This is a genomic window from Archangium gephyra (assembly GCF_049060025.1).
Classification (GTDB): Bacteria; Myxococcota; Myxococcia; order Myxococcales; family Myxococcaceae; genus Archangium; species Archangium gephyra_A.
Map to the genome: position 1 here is coordinate 10,017,374 of NZ_JBMEQQ010000002.1, position 17,716 is coordinate 10,035,089.

Sequence of the window (17,716 nt, forward strand, 5' to 3'; positions counted from 1 at the left end):
ACCTCCGGGCCGGCGGCGAAAGCAGCCAGCATGCCCTGGATGATTCAGGGTGTCCCGGCCTCTGGCCACTTTCGTTTCTTCACCAACGCTCGCGGTGGGGCGGGCGTCAGTGCGAGGCGGGGCCGATCAGCCAGCGCGCGCGGGCCCGGGCCACCACCTCGCCGGCCTCATCGGTGAGGTCGGCCTGGACGTCGTACTCATGACGCTCGCCCGCGGTGGCGAGGGGCGCCCGGCACTCGGCGGTGATGGAACCGCGGGCCTTGCGCAGGTAGTCCATCTCCAGGTGGGTGATGATGCCCCGCATGCCCTCGGGCAGGGCGGACATCATCGCCACGCCGGTGGCCACCTCTCCCAGGTTCATCAACGCGATGGCGTGCACCGAGCGCAGGTGGTTGCGCACGGCGCGCCGGTCGCGCATCCGCACCCGGGCATAGCCCTCCTCGAGGGTGAGGACCTCCGGGCGGATGGTGCCGGTATAGGGCGCGAGGTTGCCGAGGATCTGCCCCATGAGGACTCCTCCACCGGGGGCATGGCGCAGCACGCCCCACGCGCGGCGCAGGGTCTCGGCCGAGGCGAGGCGGTTGAGGGACTGGGTCAGGCTGGAGAGAGGGGACATGGGGGCGAGGACATAGCATCCCCATGCCCTTGGGGAAGGCGCTTCGGTGGGCGTTCGTCCTGGAAGTGGAAAGCAGTAGGCTATCGAGCCGTCTGGAGGCCCGTATGCCCGTCATGCTCACGCGCTCGCCCGTCGAGGTCGCGCTCTTCGTCTTCGGCATCAACCTGCTGCGCTACGTGGTCTTCTCCGTCCCGCTGTTCCTGCTCTTCCACCGGTGGACGCCCAAGGGCGCGCTGTCACGGCGGCTCGGCCCGGGGCCCGTCAGCACGGCGCAGGCGCGCAGGGAGGTGTTCTACTCGGTGGTGAGCCTGGGCATCTTCGGGCTCACGGGCGTGCTCATGTACGTGCTCGCCCGGGCCGGGGTGTCCCGCATCTACCACGATGACCGGTACGGGACGGTGTGGTTCATCCTGTCCATCCCGGTGATGCTCATCCTCCACGACACGTACTTCTACTGGACGCACCGCTTCATGCACTGGAAGCGCATCTTCAAGTACGTCCACCGGGTGCACCACCTGTCGAACAATCCCTCGCCGCTCGCCGCCTACGCCTTCCACCCGCTGGAGGCCATCATCGAGACGGGGATTGCTCCGCTCATCGCGCTCACGCTGCCGGTGCACCGCGATGCGTTCATCCTCTTCCTGACCATCCAGCTCCTCATCAACGTCACGGGACACCTCGGCTTCGAGATGTACCCGCGCGGATTCCTGCGCTCGCCGCTGGGGTGGATCTTCAACACGACGACCCACCACCACCAGCACCACCAGAAGACGAACTGGAACTTCGGCCTCTACTTCAACGTGTGGGACCGGCTCATGGGCACCAACCACCCCGGCTATGCCGCGGCCTACGAGGCCGCCACCGAGGGGGCGGGCACCCAGGAGGCCGCGCTCACTCCTTCCTCACCGCGCTGAGGCGCTCGCGGCGGCCCGGGTGCCTGCCCGCCAGACGGCCCCCGTGGACCCCTGGCCCCGCTTCGCAGGGTGCCTACTTTCGATGAAACGGCCTGAACGCACTTTCAGGTGACGCGGTTCGGCCGGCTTCCACGAGAGGACTTCAGCCATGGCACGTGCACGCAAGCAGACCCGGAGCAGCAGCGGACGGGAGGCGCTCCGGAAGAACGGGATGATGGCGCACCTGCTGGACTCGCTCGACGCGGGTCAGGACATCGGCCACTACGGCCGGCTCGTCTTCGCCATGGTGGCGCGGCACTTCCTCGACGAGACGGAGCTGCGCGACACGCTCCTGCAGGATCCCGCCTTCGACGAGCGGCAGGCCATCTCGCTCATCGAGCAGGTGAAGGGGCGCGACTACAGCCCACCCCGGCGCGAGAAGGTGCTCCAGTTCCAGGCGCAGCAGGAGTTCCCCATCTGCCCCAACGCGGAGGATCCGGACGCCTGCAACGTCTACAAGGATCTCCAGTTCCCGGAGAGCGTCTACGAGCACATCGGCGAGTACCGGGAGCAGAAGGCCCACGCACACGAGGACGACTCGCAGGCGGCCGGTAGCCCCTAGGCCCGCCCCTCAGGCCCGGGAGATGGGGGGCAGGTGCTCCAGCAGGCGCCCGAGGTCCGGCTGGAGCTCGTCCGGGGTGGCGGTGGCGAGCGTCCCGGCGTCATGGTTGCCCCAGGTGACGGCGTAGGTGCGCAGTCCCGCCGCCTTCCCCGCCTGGATGTCATGGGTGGTGTCGCCCACCATCCACAGGCCCTCGGCGGCGCCCAGTGCGGCCAGGGCCCGGTGGATGACGTCCGGGGCGGGCTTGTGCGGAAAGCCGTCGGTGCCCTGCACATGGTCCAGCGCGGGCGTCAGCCCGAGCGCCTCGACGAAGCGCCGGGCCATGTCGGTGCGCTTGGTGGTGGCGATGGCCAGCCGGTAGCCCCGTGCCCGGAGCGTCCGCAGCAGCTCGACGACGCCGGGGTAGGGGCGCGAGCGGTGGGTGAAGTTGCGCGCGTAGTGCTCCCGGTAGACGGTGCACAGCGAGGCCGCGTGCGCGGGCGCGAAGTGCGTGTACATGTCCTCGAGCGGATGGCCGATGAGCGGGCGCACCTCCGCGTCCGTGGGCGCTGACAGTCCCAGGCTCGTGAAGCCGTACTGGAAGCTGGCGATGATGTCCGGCAGCGAGTCCACCAGCGTGCCGTCGAGGTCGAAGACGATCGTCTTGTGCGGGGGCGTCATGGGGGGCGTTGGCATTCTGTGCTATTCGCGGCGGCGATGGCGCGCAAACGCATCCTGGCCCTTCTCACCGTGCTCCTCGCCTTGCTGGCGGCCACCTGGCAGCGCGCCCGGGCAGTGGAGAAGCTGCCTCCGGACTTCGACGAGGGCATCTACCTTCCCCTGGCGTACCGCTACGCGGAGATGCTGGCCGGAGGCCGCTGGGGCGAGGTGGTGGCGTACCGGGAGAACTTCGAGCACCCACCGCTGGTGAAGCTCCTGTACGCCTCGGAGCTGCTGGTGTCCGGGACGCCCGAGCCGGATTGGAAGACGGTGCGCGTGGGCCGTCCCATTCCGGAGCCCGCGGTGCCCGTCTTCCGGCAGACGCGCTGGCTATCCGGGGTGATGGGCATCCTCCAGGTGGGCCTCCTCGGGGCGGTCCACCCCGTGGGCGCGCTCCTGCTCGCGTTCGACTCGTACCATGTGAAGTACACCTCGCAGGCCTACCTGGAGGCGGTCCCCGGCCTCTTCGCCCTCCTCGCCGTCCTGGCCTTCGAGCGGGCCCGCCGGGGAGCGGGGCGGGGGGAGCCCTTCCAGCTCGCGCCGCTCGCGCTCTCCGGGGCGCTGCTGGGCTTCACGGCCGCGGGCAAGTACCCGTACGGGATGGTGGTGGGGCTGGCCTTCCTCCCGTTCCTGGCCGGGTACGGCCGGGCCCGGGGCCGTGTGTGGGCCGCCTTCGTGCTCCCGGCGCTGGGCGTGTTCCTGCTCGCGCACCCGGCCCTCTGGCGGAGCCCCCTGGTGCACCTGTGGGAGTCCGTCACGTTCCACTGGGACTACTCGCAGAGCAAGCACGTGGTGCGCTCGGCGCTGCCCTGGTACCAGCCGCTCTATCACCTGACGCACGCGACCCCCACCGAGTGGCACAAGGGCGTCTTCGCCACCGGGGCCACCGTCTGGGTGCTGCTGCCCCTGGCCGCCCTTGGCCTGCCGGCCACGCTGCGTCAGCGCCCCGTGTGGGCCTCCTGGGCCCTGGTGGGCCTGGTCTTCCTGGTGCTCTGGCCCACCAAGTGGGCCCAGTACCTGCTGCTCGTCCTGCCCCCGCTCTGCGTCTGTGCGGGCATGGGGGTGAGCACCCTGTCCGGGCTCGCGGCCTCCCTGCTGCGGCGGCGCGCGGCGGACAGCCAGCAGCCGAGCCAGGGCTGAGGCCTCTCCGTCTCGCCGGGCATCCAGGCGGGGACCCGTCCTCCTCCCCGGAGAGCATCCGTTTGCATCCGGGGGTCTTCAGGGGTTAGGGGAGGGATGGGTACCCCCATGGCCACGCAGACCCGCTACGCGCATCCCTTCCTCCCCGTCACCCGTGCCGACATGCAGGCCCGGGGGTGGGAGCAGCTCGACATCATCATCGTCTCCGGCGACGCGTACGTGGACCATCCCGCGTTCGGCCCGGTGCTCATCGCCCGTTTCCTCGAGGGCCGTGGCTTCAAGGTGGGCATCATCTCCCAGCCGGACTGGCACTCGGCCGAGCCCTTCAAGGCGCTGGGCAAGCCCCGGCTCTTCTTCGGGGTGGCCGCCGGCAACCTCGACTCGATGCTCAACCGGCTCACCGCGCAGAAGAAGAACCGCTCCGAGGACCAGTACAGCCCGGGCGGGCGCACCAACTGCCGGCCGGATCGCGCCTCCATCGTCTACGCCCAGCGCTGCCGCGAGGCCTTCCCGGACGTGCCCATCGTCCTCGGTGGCATCGAGGCCTCGCTGCGCCGCATCGCCCATTACGACTACTGGAGCGACAAGGTGCGCCGCTCCATCCTCATGGACGCCAAGGCGGACCTGCTCGTCTTCGGCATGGGCGAGCGCCCCGTGTGGGAGATCGCCGACCGCCTGCGCCGGGGCGAGCGGGTGGAGGACATCCGCGACGTGCGCGGCACCGCGTACATCATCAACGACGCGGAGATGAAGGCCCTGGAGGCGGACCCGGCGAAGCGGGCCGCGGACCAGAAGGTGGTGGTGCTGCCCTCCTACGAGGAGGCGGTGGCGGACAAGCTGGCCTTTGCCCGCATGTCGCGCGACTTCCAGATGGAGACCAACCCCGGCAACGGGCGGGCCCTGGCGCAGCGGCACGGCAACCGCGCCGTCTACTTCAACCCTCCGGCGAAGCCCCTGGAGGACGGGGAGGGCAAGGGCGACAGCGCGTCGGTGGCCATGGACGAGCTGTATGACCTGCAGTTCAACCGCGTCCCGCACCCCATGTACAAGGAGCGCATCCCCGCCTACGAGACGGTGAAGCACTCCATCGTGCTGATGCGCGGGTGCTTCGGCGGCTGCACCTTCTGCTCCATCACCGAGCACGAGGGCCGCGTCATCCAGAGCCGCAGCGCCGAGAGCGTGCTGCGCGAGGTGCGGGCCCTGCGGCGCATGGGGGACTTCCGCGGCACCATCACGGACCTGGGTGGCCCCACGGCCAACATGTACAAGCTCAAGTGCAAGAGCGAGGACATCGAGAAGCGCTGCCGCAAGCTGTCCTGCGTGCACCCCGGGGTCTGCGAGAACCTGGGGACGGACCACGGCCCGCTCATCGACGTGATGAAGCAGGTGCGCGAGGAGCCGGGCGTCAAACACGTCTTCATCGCCAGCGGCGTGCGCTACGACCTGGCCGAGCGCTCGCCCGAGTACGTGAAGGAGCTCGCCGCGCACCACGTGGGCGGACAGCTCTCCGTGGCGCCCGAGCACGTGTCGCCCCGCGTGCTGGAGAAGATGAAGAAGCCCGGCATCGAGAGCTTCGAGCGCTTCCAGCACATGTTCGCCTGTGCCAGCGAGGAGGCCGGCAAGGAGCAGTACGACATCCCCTACTTCATCAGTGGCCACCCGGGCTCGGCGCTGGAGGACATGGTGGAGCTGGCGCTGTGGCTGAAGCACAACGGCAAGCGCCCGCGCCAGGTGCAGGACTTCATCCCCACGCCCATGTCCGTGGCCACGGCCATGTACTACACGGGGATGGATCCGCTGAAGATGGAGCCCGTCTACACGGCGAAGGGCCTGCGCGAGAAGCGGTTGCAGAAGGCGCTGCTGCTCTTCTGGAACCCCGAGCACTGGCCCCTGGCCCGCGAGGCGTTGCAGCAGGCCGGCCGCGAGGATCTCATCGGCCGCGGGCCGCACGCGCTGGTGCCTCCGGAGACCGCCGCCGAGGCCTCGCGCCGCAAGCAGGCCGAGACCCGCGATCGTCAGGAGCGGCGGGCGCGCTGAGCAGGGCCTGCCTGCCCGCCCCCCTGTACCGCGGTCGGGTGGTCGACGGACCTACGGCACCTGCCCGGGTCCATTGCCACCTTTTGCGGCATGACGGACCTGTTTCAACTCTTCGCCGTATCCGCGGTGGTGATGGGCATTGCCCAGACCCTCACCAAGGAGCGCATCTTCGCGCCCCTGCGCGAGTGGCTCGGCGGCAAGGAGACCTGGTGCGGGTACCTGGTGTCCTGTCCCTACTGCGCCTCGCACTACGTGGCCTTCGTGCTGGTGCCGCTCACGGGCACCTATCCCATCCCGGTGGTGGTGGGGGGCTGGGTGGGGAGCGTGCTGAGCTGGTTCCTCTCCTCCATCCTCGTCACCGTCATCGCCGCCTTCTTCCGGGTGCTCTTCTGGTTCGTGGACGAGGCGCAGGGCCTGGTGCGCCGGCGCCAGCGGACCGAGGAGGAGGAGACCGCCACCAAGCGGCTGGTGCGCAAGAAGGTGGAGCAGGATTTGCCTCTCGGCGAGCGCGATGAGCCGCTTCCTCCCGCGCCCCACTGACGGCCGCGCGGCGGTTGCTGGCTCCGGTTGCTGGCCCCGGAGACGGCGATTAGCTCAATCCCCATGTCGCTGCGTTACAAGGACCCGGAAGCCACGCTCGCCATCGAGGTGGAGATTCAATCGGAGAAGGCCTCCGCGATGCGCCGGGTGGCCTCGCGGCTGGAGTCCCTGCTGGTGGAACTGGAGGAGACGCGCCAGGGGTGGCTCGGCGCGAGCGGCCCGGCGCGGGCCCGCCTGGCGGCCCGGCACCGTGAGCTGCGCGGCGAGGCGGAGAAGCAGCGCTGGTACCTCATCGTGCAGCGCGAGGCCATGGGCCTGCGCCACCACGGGGACATCGACGAGCTCTACCGCCTTCCTCCCGCCGTGGAGTGAGCGCCCGGCTCAGGCTCGGCGGCGGTAGAGGCGCTCCTGCACATCCACCTCGTCGTACTCGTTCTCGATGACGGTGTGGCGCAGCGTCTCCCCGCGTCCGAGGGCGAGCACGCCGAAGCGCCGCAGCGACTGGTGCAGCAGCCGGTACACCCGCCCCTGGAGCTCCGTGCCGAAGTAGATGAGCACGTTGCGGCAGAGGATGACGTTGAACTCGTTGAAGGTGCCGTCGCTCACCAGGTTGTGCTGGGCGAAGACGATGTTCTTGCGCAGCGAGGCCTTGAAGATCGCGTGATCGTAGTTGGCCGTGTAGTAGTCGCTGAAGGCCGACGAGCCCCCGGCCCGCAGGTAGTTGGCCGTGTACTCCCGCATGTGCTCCATGGGGAAGATGCCCGACTTGGCCTTCTCCACCACGGCCGCGTTCATGTCCGTGGCGTAGATGCGGCTGCGCTCGTACAGGCCCGCCTCCGTGAGGAGGATGGCCAGCGAGTACACTTCCTCACCCGTGGAGCACCCCGCGTGCCAGATGCGCACGAAGGGGGCCGAGAAGAGGTGGGGCACCACCTTCTCCCGGAACGCCGCGAAGAAGCTCGGGTCCCGGAACATGGTGGTGGTGTTCACCGACAGGTGCTGCAGCAGCTCCTCCATGGCGGAGGGCTCGTGCAGCACCTTGGCCTGGAGCGCGGAGAGCGTCCCCAGCTTCTGGGCGTGGATCATGTTCCACACCCGCCGCCGCAGGGACATACGGGCGTAGCCCCGGAAGTCCAGGCCGTAGCGCCGCATGATGCCCTGGAGGAGCAGGTCCAGCTCGATGTCCTCGAGGGCGTCCTCGCCCTCGACCGCCTCACGCACCAGCGCTTCCTTCATCGCCCGTTACCCGCTCCGCGGTCCGTATGCGGCGTGCTTACTCGTTGCCGCCAGAGTGTGCACGCTCGGAGTTCTTGAACAGCCACACACGCAACAAACTGAGGAGCTGATCCGTCTCCACCGGCTTGGTGATGTAGTCGCTGGCGCCCGCGTCGATGCACTTCTCCCGGTCACCCTTCATGGCCTTGGCCGTGAGCGCGATGATGGGGAGCGTCTTCAGCTCGTTGACCTGGCGGATGGCGCGCATGGTCTCGTAGCCGTCCATCTCCGGCATCATCACGTCCATGAGGACGACGTTGAGGTCCGGGGTGGCGCGGATGAGATCGATGCCCTTGCGGCCGTTCTCCGCGTAGAGCACCTGCATCTTGTGCTTCTCCAGCACGCTGGTGAGGGCGAAGATGTTGCGCACATCGTCGTCCACCACGAGCACCTTCTTGCCAGCCAGCACCGGATCGCTCTGGTGCACCTGCTTGATCATCGCCCGCTTGTTCTCGGGCAGGTTGGCCTCGACGCGGTGCAGGAAGAGCGCGGTTTCGTCCAGGAGCTGCTCGGGCGACTTGACGCTCTTGATGATGATGGCGTCGGTGACGCGCTTGAGGATCGTCTCCTCCTCCTCGGACAGCTCCTTGCCCGTGTAGACGATGATGGGCGGGGTGTGGCCCTTGGCCTTCATCGCCTCGATGAGCTGCAGGCCCGTCATGTCCGGCAGGCCCAGGTCCAGCACCACGCAGTCGAAGTAGCGCTCCTGCATGGCGTTGAGGGCTTCCTGGCCGCTGCCCACCGCCGTCGACTTCACGTCGCCGTTGCCAATGAGGGTGACGATGCTCTCGCGCTGGCGCTGATCGTCCTCCACCACCAGCAGGTTCTTCACCGGCCGCTCGATGAAGCCCTTGACCCGGGCCAGCGCGTCGCCGAGGGCGTCGCGGTTGGCCGGCTTCTGCAGCACCGCCAGGGCGCCCAACCGCAGGCCGCGGCTGCGCTGCTCCTCGCTCGCCGAGATGATGTGCACCGGGATGTGGCGGGTGCGGCTGTCGTGCTTGAGGCGGTCCAGGAGGTTCCACCCGTCGATGACGGGCAGGCCGATGTCCAGGGTGATGGCATCCGGCCGGTACTGGCGCGCCATGGCCAGGCCCGTGTCTCCGCGCAGCGCCACCAGGCCCTTGAAGCCCTTCTCGCGGGCCAGGCTCAGCACGATGCGGGCGAAGACGATGTCATCCTCGATGATGAGCAGCGTCCGGTCTCCCGGCTGGATGTTGCGCCGGTCGTCCTCGACCTCCTCCTCACGGGCCAGCTCCGCGTCCTGCACCGCGGTCTCCACCTCCGCGCGCAGCGCGTTGAGGCGCGCCTCGGCCGTGGCCCGCTCGGACGGGGTGGGGTTGGCGCTGGCGGCGGCGAGCTGCTGCGAGCGCATGGTGCTGGTGACCGGCACGTACGTCTGCGGCACGAAGAGGGTGAAGGTGCTGCCCTTGCCCGGGGCGCTGGACACCTTGATTTCGCCACCGAGCAGCTTGGCGATTTCGCGGCTGATGGACAGACCCAGGCCGGTGCCGCCGTACTTGCGGCTGGTGGTGCCATCCGCCTGCTGGAAGGCCTCGAAGATGATGCGCTGCTTGTTCTCCGGGATGCCGATGCCCGTGTCGATGACCGAGAAGGCCATGACCGCGCCGCCCTGGTTGAGCACCGGGTGATCCACGCTCCAGCCGCCGCGGGCCGGGCGCACGTCCAGGGTGACCTGGCCTTCCTCGGTGAACTTGAAGGCGTTGGCCAGCAGGTTCTTGAGCACCTGCTGCAGCCGGCGCCCATCCGTGAGGATGTGCGTGGGCATGGCCTGGGCGAACTCCAGCTTGAAGCCCAGCTTCCGGTCCACCGCCACCTGCCGGAAGGTGCGCTCCACGAAGTCCTTCAGGCTGACGAGCGACACCTCGTCCACGTCCACGCTCATCGTCCCGGACTCGATCTTCGAGAGGTCCAGGATGTCGTTGATGAGGCTGAGCAGATCGCTGCCGGCGCCGTGGATGGTTTGCGCGAACTCCACCTGACGGCCGCTGAGGTTGCCCTCGGAGTTCTCGGCCAGCAGCTTGGAGAGGATGAGGAGGCTGTTGAGCGGCGTGCGCAGCTCGTGGCTCATGTTGGCCAGGAACTCGCTCTTGTACTTCGAGGAGAGGGCGAGCTGCTGGGCGCGCTCCTCGAGGGCCACCTTGGCCTGCTCGATTTCGCGGTTCTTGCGCTCGACCTCCATGTTCTGGACCTGGAGGAGGCGGCTGCGCTCCTCGAGCCTCCTCGTTGGTCTGCTGCAGCTCTTCCTGCTGCTGCTTGAGGCGCTCCTCGGAGGCCTGGAGGCTCTTGGCCTGCTGCTCCAGGCGGCGGTTGGTCTCGGTGAGCTCCTGCTGCTGGCTGCGCAGCTCGTCGGCGAGGCTCTGCGACTGCTTGAGCAGCTCCTCCGTCCGCATGCCGGCGGCGATCGTGTTGAGCACGATGCCGATGGACTCGGTGAGCTGATCCAGGAAGGACAGGTGCGTCTCGCTGAACCGGTAGAAGCTGGCCAGCTCGATGACGGCCTTGACCTGGCCCTCGAAGATGACGGGGAGGACGACGATGTTGAGGGGCTTGGACTCACCCAGTCCGCTGTTGATGCGGATGTAGTCGTCCGGCACGTCGGTGAGGAGGATGCGATCCTTCTCCAGGGCGCACTGGCCCACGAGGCCCTCGCCCAGCTTGAAGGAGTTGGCGAGGCTCTTGCGCTCCTTGTAGGCGTAGGCGGACAGCAGACGCAGCGCCTGCTGCTGGTTCTTCTCGCTGCCGTCCATCAGGTAGAACACGCCGTGCTGCGCCTGGACCAGCGGCGCCAGCTCCTTGAGGATGAGCTTGGAGACGGTCTCCAGCTCGCGCTGGCCCTGCAGCAGGCGGGTGAAGCGCGCGAGGTTCGTCTTCAGCCAGTCCTGCTCGGTGTTCTTCTGCGTGGTGTCACGCAGGTTGGCGATCATCTGGTTGATGTTGTCCTTCAGGGCGGCCATTTCGCCCTGGGCCTCCACCGAGATGCTGCGGGTCAGGTCGCCCTTGGCCACCGCGGTGGCGACCTCGGCGAGCGAGCGCACCTGGGTGGTGAGCGAGCCGGCCATCGAGTTCACGTTGTCCGTGAGGTCCTTCCACGTACCGGCGGCGCCGGGCACCTTGGCCTGGCCACCCAGCTTCCCCTCGATACCCACCTCGCGGGCCACCGTGGTCACCTGGTCGGCGAACGTGGCCAGCGTGTCGATCATCCCGTTGATGGTGTCGGCCAGGGCGGCGATCTCCCCCTTGGCGACGAGGGCCAGCTTGCGCTTCAGGTCACCGGCGGCGACCGCGGTCACGACCGTGGCGATGCCTCGCACCTGGGCGGTGAGGTTGCTCGCCATGCTGTTCACGTTGTCCGTGAGGTCCTTCCAGATGCCGGCGACGCCCTGCACCTGCGCCTGGCCACCCAGCTTGCCCTCGGTACCCACCTCGCGAGCGACGCGGGTCACTTCCGAGGCGAAGGACGAGAGCTGATCCACCATCGTGTTGATGGTCTGCTTCAGCTCGAGGATTTCACCCTTCACGTCCACGGTGATCTTCTTGGAGAGATCTCCCATGGCGACGGCGGTGGTCACCTTGGCGATGTCGCGCACCTGAGCGGTCAGGTTGCTCGCCATGCTGTTCACGTTGTCGGTCAGGTCCTTCCAGGTGCCGCTGACGCCCTTCACCTGCGCCTGGCCGCCCAGCTTTCCTTCCGTACCCACTTCCTTCGCGACGCGGGTCACTTCGGAAGCGAACGAGGAGAGCTGATCCACCATCGTGTTGATGGTGTTCTTCAGCTCCAGGATCTCGCCCTTCACGTCCACCGTGATCTTCTTGGACAGGTCACCACGGGCCACGGCGGTGGTCACCTCGGCGATGTTGCGCACCTGGTCGGTCAGGTTGCTCGCCATGGAGTTCACGTTGTCCGTGAGGTCCTTCCACGTGCCGGACACGCCCTTCACCTGGGCCTGGCCGCCGAGCTTTCCTTCCGTACCCACCTCGCGAGCCACGCGGGTCACTTCGCCGGAGAAGGTGTTCAGGTTGTCCACCATCGTGTTGATGGTGTTCTTCAGCTCGAGAATCTCGCCGCGCACATCCACGGTGATCTTCTGGCCGAGGTCGCCGTTGGCGACGGCCGTGGCGACCTTCGCGATGTCACGCACCTGGGCGGTGAGGCCGCTGGCCATGCTGTTCACGCTGTCGGTGAGGTCCTTCCACGTACCGGCGACCCCACGCACGACGGCCTGACCGCCCAGCTTTCCTTCCGTCCCCACCTCGCGGGCCACGCGGGTCACTTCGGAGGCGAACGAGGAGAGCTGGTCGACCATCGTGTTGATGGTGTTCTTCAGCTCGAGGATTTCCCCCTTCACGTCCACGGTGACCTTCTTGGAGAGGTCTCCGTTGGCGACGGCGGCCGTCACCTTGGCGATGTCGCGCACCTGGGCGGTGAGGTTGCCGGCCATGGAGTTCACGTTGTCCGTGAGGTCCTTCCACGTACCGGAGACGCCTTCCACCTGCGCCTGGCCGCCCAGCTTGCCCTCGGTACCCACTTCCTTGGCGACGCGGGTCACTTCCGAGGCGAAGGACGAGAGCTGATCCACCATCGTGTTGATGGTGTTCTTCAGGGCCAGAATCTCGCCCTTCACGTCCACGGTGATCTTCTTGGAGAGATCGCCCCGGGCCACGGCGGTGGTCACCTCGGCGATGTTGCGGACCTGGCCCGTGAGGTTGGAGGCCATCTGGTTCACGTTGTCCGTGAGGTCCTTCCAGGTGCCGGCGACGTCCTTCACCTGGGCCTGGCCACCGAGCTTGCCCTCCGTACCCACCTCGCGGGCGACGCGCGTCACCTCGACGGAGAAGGTGTTGAGGTTGTCCACCATCTTGTTGATGGTGTTCTTCAGCTCGAGAATCTCGCCGCGCACGTCCACGGTGATCTTCTGGCCGAGGTCGCCGTTGGCCACCGCGGTGGCGACCTTCGCGATGTCGCGCACCTGGGCGGTGAGGCCGCTGGCCATGCTGTTCACGCTGTCGGTCAGGTCCTTCCAGGTGCCGCTGACGCCCTGCACCTGCGCCTGGCCGCCCAGCTTTCCTTCGGTCCCCACCTCGCGAGCCACGCGGGTCACTTCGGAAGCGAAGGAGGAGAGCTGATCCACCATCGTGTTGATGGTGTTCTTGAGGGCGAGAATCTCGCCCTTCACGTCCACGGTGACCTTCTTGGAGAGGTCGCCGCGGGCCACCGCCGTGGTGACATCCGCGATGTCACGCACCTGGGCGGTGAGGTTGGAGGCCATCTGGTTCACGCTGTCCGTGAGGTCCTTCCACGTACCGGACACGCCCTCGACCTTGGCCTGGCCACCCAGCTTTCCTTCGGTACCGACCTCGCGAGCAACGCGGGTCACCTCGCCGGAGAAGGTGTTCAGGTTGTCCACCATCTTGTTGATGGTGTTCTTGAGCCTCGAGGATTTCGCCCTTCACGTCCACGGTGACCTTCTGGCCGAGGTCACCGTTGGCGACGGCGGTGGCGACCTTGGCGATGTCACGCACCTGGGCCGTGAGGCCGCTGGCCATGGAGTTCACGTTGTCCGTGAGGTCCTTCCACGTACCGGACACGCCCTTCACCTGGGCCTGGCCACCGAGCTTGCCCTCGGTACCCACTTCGCGGGCCACGCGGGTCACTTCGCCGGAGAAGGTGTTGAGGTTGTCCACCATCGTGTTGATGGTCTGCTTCAGCTCGGCGATCTCCCCGCGCACGTCCACGGTGATCTTCTTGGACAGGTCGCCGTTGGCCACGGCGGTCGTCACGTCGGCGATGTTACGCACCTGGGCGGTGAGGTTGCTCGCCATCAGGTTCACGCTGTCGGTGAGCTCCTTCCAGGTGCCGGACACGCCGCGCAGCACGGCCTGGCCGCCCAGCTTTCCTTCGGTACCCACCTCGCGGGCCACGCGGGTCACTTCGCTGGCGAACGAGGAGAGCTGGGCCACGGTGCTGTTGACGACCTGGGCGGTGCGGAGGAACTCGCCCTTGAGGGGGCGGTCCTCGAACTCCAGCGCCATGGTCTGGGTGAGGTCACCCTTGGCCACCGCGCCGATCACGCGGGCCACCTCGGTGGTGGGCTGCGCCAGGTCGGCGATGAGCGCGTTCACCGCCTCCACGGCGGACTGGTAGCTGCCCACGGCGCCATTGAGCGTGGCGCGCTGGTTGATGCGGCCCTCGCGGCCCACCACGGTGCTGACGCGCTCCAGCTCGTGCACCAGCGCCTGGTTGAGGGTGATGACCTCGTTGAAGGTGTCGTAGATCTTCCCCGTCGTTCCGGTCCGGTCCTCGGGCAGGCGGGCGCTGAAGTCACCCTTGCGGAGGGACTGGAGCGTCTTGAGGAGGAGCTTCGGATCGAGGGCGTTGTCGGCGGGCGCCTTATCGGACTGCGTTGCCATGGTGTGGGGCGTCTCCTGTGATGCTTGTCCGGTGAACGGACCCCGGGGAGGTCCGTCCACCGTTCACCGGGGGAGGGGGATGTGCGGCCTCAGGCGGCCACTGTGCAGAGCTTCTTCAAGACTTGAGAGAGGTCGTCGGAGGACACGGGCTTGACGAGGTGGGCGTCGAAGCCCGCCTCGAGCGCGCGTTTGCGGTCCTCGGGGTGGCCGTAGCCGGTGAGGGCGACGAGCCGGGTCGCCGCACCGCCGGCGGAGGCGCGGACGAGCTCGGCCACCTTGTAGCCGTCCAGCTCGGGCAGGCCGATGTCCACCAGGGCCACCTGGGGACGCTCGGAGAGCACCAGGTCCACGGCCGAGCGGCCATCGCTGGCCTCCTGCACGCGGTGGCCGTGGAGCTCGAGCAGATCCTTCAGCGTCTCGCGGATGTCCGGGTTGTCCTCCACGAGGAGGATGTGCAGCGGCTGCAGCTTCTGGCTGGCGGAGGCGGCGGCCTTCAGCATGTGGGGGATCGCCAGCGCCGCGGGGGCCTCGGGGGGGAGGGGGAGGCGGACGGAGAACTCGCTGCCCTGGGAGATGCCCTCGCTGCGGGCGGACACGCTGCCGCCGTGCATCTCCACGAGGCTGCGCACCAGGGTGAGGCCCAGGCCGAGCCCGCCCTGGGCCCGGTCACTGCCGGGGTCCACCTGCACGAAGAGATCGAAGACGCGGTGGAGCATCTCCGGCTTCAGGCCGATGCCGTTGTCGCGCACGCTCAGGACGAGCTCTTCGCCCTGACGCTCGGCCTTGAGGTGGATGCGGCCGCCGGAGGGCGTGTACTTGGCCGCGTTGTGCAGCAGGTTGGCCACCACCTGCGTCATGCGGGTGGGGTCCACGTTGAGCATCACCGTCTCGGAGGGCATCGAGACGCTCAGCTCGTGGCGGCGCTGGGTGACGATGGGCTCGCAGGCCTGCACCGCGCCCTCCACCAGGTCCACGAGGGACACGGGGATGGGTTTGAGCTCCACCTTGCCGCGGGTGATGCGGCTGACGTCCAGCAGGTCATCCACCAGCCGCGTCATGTGCGCCACCTGGCGGTCCGCGCTGGCGATGGTGCGCTGGATGATGTCGTCCTGCCACATGCGCATCCGGAAGACCTCGAGCGCGTGGCGCACGGGGGCCAGGGGGTTGCGCAGCTCGTGGGCCAGCATGGCGAGGAACTCGTCCTTGCGGCGGTCCGCCTCGCGCAGCGCGCCGATGAGCCGCTCGCGCTCCAGGGCCACGGCGACCTGATCGCACACGCCCTGCATGAGGGAGATTTCGTCGGCGGAGAGGGTGCGCGGGGTGCGCGTGCCGAAGGCCAGCGTGCCCAGGACGCGGCCCTGGCTGATCAGCGGGTAGCACGCGAGCGCGGCCAGTCCCAGCTCCGGCGCGGCATCCGGCACGGGCCCGTTGGCGGCGGCGCCGGTGTCGAGCACCCAGCGCTGGCTCTCGGCGGCCACCTTGCCCGCGACGCCCTGGCCGGCCTGCAGCGGCTCCAGCCGGTGGAGCAGCCCCTCGGGGATGCCCGCGTGGGCCGCCAGGTGCAGCGAGCCATGGCCCTCCTGGAAGAGGTAGCCCATGCAGACCTCGAGCCCCAGGTGCTCGACGATCTGGTGGTGGACGCTGTTGAGGAGGGTGCGCCCGTCGGGGCCCTTCAGCAGGCGGCTGGCCACGTCCGCCAGCAGGCGCAGCCGCGCGTTGCTCTCGTGCAGGGCCGACTGGGCCTGCTCCTTCTCGTTGACCAGCCGCACCAGCTCCTGGGCGCGCTGCTCGCGGGCCTCGGACACCTTGCGCTCGCGCTCCATCTCCTGCTCCAGCAGGGAGCGCTCGTACTCCGCGCGCGCCTCGGCCAGCTCGCGCTCGTGCTCGCGGTTCTCCGCCTGCCGCAGCAGCTCCGCCTGCCGCCGCACCTCTTCCGTCTTGCGGTGCAGGTCCAGGAAGACCGTCACCTTCGTGCGGAAGATCTCCGGGACGATGGGCTTGAAGAGGTAGTCCACCGCGCCCAGCTCGTAGCCGCGCGAGACGTTCACCTCGCTGCGGTTGTAGGCGGTGATGAAGATGATGGGGATGTGCCGCGTGCGCTCGCGCATCCGGATGAGGCTCGCCGTCTCGTAGCCATCCATCCCCGGCATCTGCACGTCCAGGAGGATGAGCGCGAAGTCCCTGTCCAGCAGCAGGCGCAGCGCCTCGTCACCCGAGGAGGCGGTGACGATGTTGGCACCCATGTCGGCCATCAGCACCTCCAGGGCACGGAGGTTGGCCGGGGTGTCGTCAACGGTCAGCACATCGACGCGCGGCAGAGTGGGGGGCGAGGACATGGTGGGCGAAGCGGGGAGCGCGCGGGCCGTCCGGGGATCAGACACCGTGCTTGTTTACCGCCTCTCTTCACTTCCACCCAGACCGAAGGTTGAACACGCTGTCGTCTGACTGACGCCCAAGCGGACGAGCGGGCCAACATGTGTCGGCGGTTGGACATCAGGAGGCGGCAAATCGGTAGAAATGACCGGTTCCGGACGTTTTCCCACCCTCCGGTGTCAAGGGGGGGGTGAGCCTCACTCCTCCTCGGGATGGGCGATGGACCGGAGCGCCACGCGGAACAGCCGGAGCCTGTCGGGCGGCAGCTCGCGGAGAATCATGGCGAGGCGCCGGAGCTTCCGGGGAGTCACCGGGGGGCGGGGCCGGGGGCTCTTGGGGGGGCGGCGCTTGCTGGAGGTTCGTGCCCAGGAGCGTATCGGCGGAGATCCCCAGCAGCGCGCAGAGCGCCTTCAGCTTGGGGGTGCTGGGCACCATGTCTCCGCGCTCGATGCGGCCGTAGACGGTGGGGACGAAGCCCACCGCCTTGGCCACCTGCTCCTGGGTGAGCTCCAGGCGCATCCGGGCCATGCGCAGCTCCGTGCCCAGCCTGGGTTGCAGCTTCTCGTCCTTGGGGTGCACGCCCCGGACGATAGTCCCTTTCCGGCTCAGTGCGAGGCCGACGAGGGCTCGGAGATGTGCTCCAGCGTCCGCGCCGCGGTGGTGTCGTCCGCCTCCTGCGCCAGGTCTCCCAGCGACAGGATGCCCACCAGGTGCTTGTGGCCGTCCACCACCAGCAGCCGGCGGATCTGCTTCTCCTTCATCAGGTCCGCCGCTTCCTCCAGGCTGGCCTCGAGGTGGATGAACTCCACGTCCTCGGTCATCACCGAGGACACCGTCGAGGTGTGGGGGTCATGCCCCATGGCGATGCCTCGCACCACGAGGTCCCGGTCCGTCACGACGCCCAGCAGCCGGTCGCCGTCGCAGACCGGGAGGGGACCGACGTTGAACCGCCGCATCTTCTCCGCGACCTGCATCAGGGTGGCGTTGGGGCCGACGACCTCCACCCCCCGCGTCATCACGTCCTGGATGGTCTTCATGCGTGCTTGCTCCGCTCCAAAGGGCCCGCCTCCCGGGGATACGGTGGGGATCCCG

12 protein-coding genes and 1 pseudogene are annotated in these 17,716 nt (G+C 68.4%); 6 read left to right on the forward strand and 7 right to left on the reverse strand.

The features are described 5' to 3' along the window. Positions 1–106 precede the first annotated feature (106 nt). Positions 107–616, reverse strand: coding sequence for a hotdog fold domain-containing protein (locus ACN28I_RS43795; RefSeq protein ID WP_420947813.1), 510 nt, complete (start codon positions 614–616; stop codon positions 107–109). Positions 617–720: 104 nt separating this feature from the next. On the opposite strand from ACN28I_RS43795, the gene ACN28I_RS43800 reads away from it, so the two are divergent. Further along, a complete protein-coding gene (locus ACN28I_RS43800; RefSeq protein WP_420947814.1) occupies positions 721–1,530 on the forward strand; it encodes a sterol desaturase family protein in 810 nt (269 codons plus the stop codon). 148 nt (positions 1,531–1,678) lie between these two features. Continuing rightward, entirely contained in the window at positions 1,679–2,131 is a 453-nt protein-coding gene (locus ACN28I_RS43805; protein WP_420947815.1) for a hypothetical protein, read from the forward strand. Positions 2,132–2,140: 9 nt separating this feature from the next. On the opposite strand, the gene ACN28I_RS43810 is transcribed toward ACN28I_RS43805, so the two are convergent. Next, on the reverse strand, positions 2,141–2,791 hold the full coding sequence (locus ACN28I_RS43810; RefSeq protein ID WP_420947816.1) for an HAD family hydrolase: 651 nt from the start codon (positions 2,789–2,791) through the stop codon (positions 2,141–2,143). A gap of 36 nt (positions 2,792–2,827) precedes the next feature. Here ACN28I_RS43810 and ACN28I_RS43815 point away from each other — a divergent pair, with 36 nt between their 5' ends. From ACN28I_RS43815 to ACN28I_RS43830, 4 genes are all read left to right on the forward strand, one after another. Further along, entirely contained in the window at positions 2,828–3,970 is a 1,143-nt protein-coding gene (locus ACN28I_RS43815; protein WP_420947817.1) for a hypothetical protein, read from the forward strand. A 108-nt stretch (positions 3,971–4,078) separates the two neighbouring features. Next, entirely contained in the window at positions 4,079–6,007 is a 1,929-nt protein-coding gene (locus ACN28I_RS43820; protein ID WP_420947818.1) for a YgiQ family radical SAM protein, read from the forward strand. 90 nt (positions 6,008–6,097) lie between these two features. Then, complete coding sequence (locus ACN28I_RS43825) at positions 6,098–6,547, forward strand: hypothetical protein (RefSeq protein WP_420947819.1); 450 nt, start codon at positions 6,098–6,100, stop codon at positions 6,545–6,547. A 63-nt stretch (positions 6,548–6,610) separates the two neighbouring features. Next, on the forward strand, positions 6,611–6,919 hold the full coding sequence (locus ACN28I_RS43830) for a hypothetical protein (RefSeq protein ID WP_420947820.1): 309 nt from the start codon (positions 6,611–6,613) through the stop codon (positions 6,917–6,919). Between the two features lie 9 nt (positions 6,920–6,928). On the opposite strand, the gene ACN28I_RS43835 is transcribed toward ACN28I_RS43830, so the two are convergent. From ACN28I_RS43835 to ACN28I_RS43855, 5 genes and pseudogenes are all read right to left on the reverse strand, one after another. Beyond that, positions 6,929–7,783, reverse strand: a complete 855-nt coding sequence (locus ACN28I_RS43835; RefSeq protein ID WP_420947821.1) for a CheR family methyltransferase — start codon at positions 7,781–7,783, stop codon at positions 6,929–6,931. Between the two features lie 37 nt (positions 7,784–7,820). Further along, positions 7,821–14,251 (reverse strand): annotated as a pseudogene (locus ACN28I_RS43840) (HAMP domain-containing protein). An 89-nt stretch (positions 14,252–14,340) separates the two neighbouring features. Next, the gene (locus ACN28I_RS43845; RefSeq protein WP_420948831.1) at positions 14,341–16,587 is read right to left on the reverse strand and encodes a response regulator; all 2,247 of its coding nucleotides are present in this window, start codon (positions 16,585–16,587) and stop codon (positions 14,341–14,343) included. 157 nt (positions 16,588–16,744) lie between these two features. Then, a complete protein-coding gene (locus ACN28I_RS43850) occupies positions 16,745–17,203 on the reverse strand; it encodes a helix-turn-helix domain-containing protein (protein ID WP_420947822.1) in 459 nt (152 codons plus the stop codon). A 26-nt stretch (positions 17,204–17,229) separates the two neighbouring features. Further along, entirely contained in the window at positions 17,230–17,661 is a 432-nt protein-coding gene (locus tag ACN28I_RS43855; protein ID WP_420947823.1) for a CBS domain-containing protein, read from the reverse strand. Between the last annotated feature and the right edge of the window lie 55 nt (positions 17,662–17,716).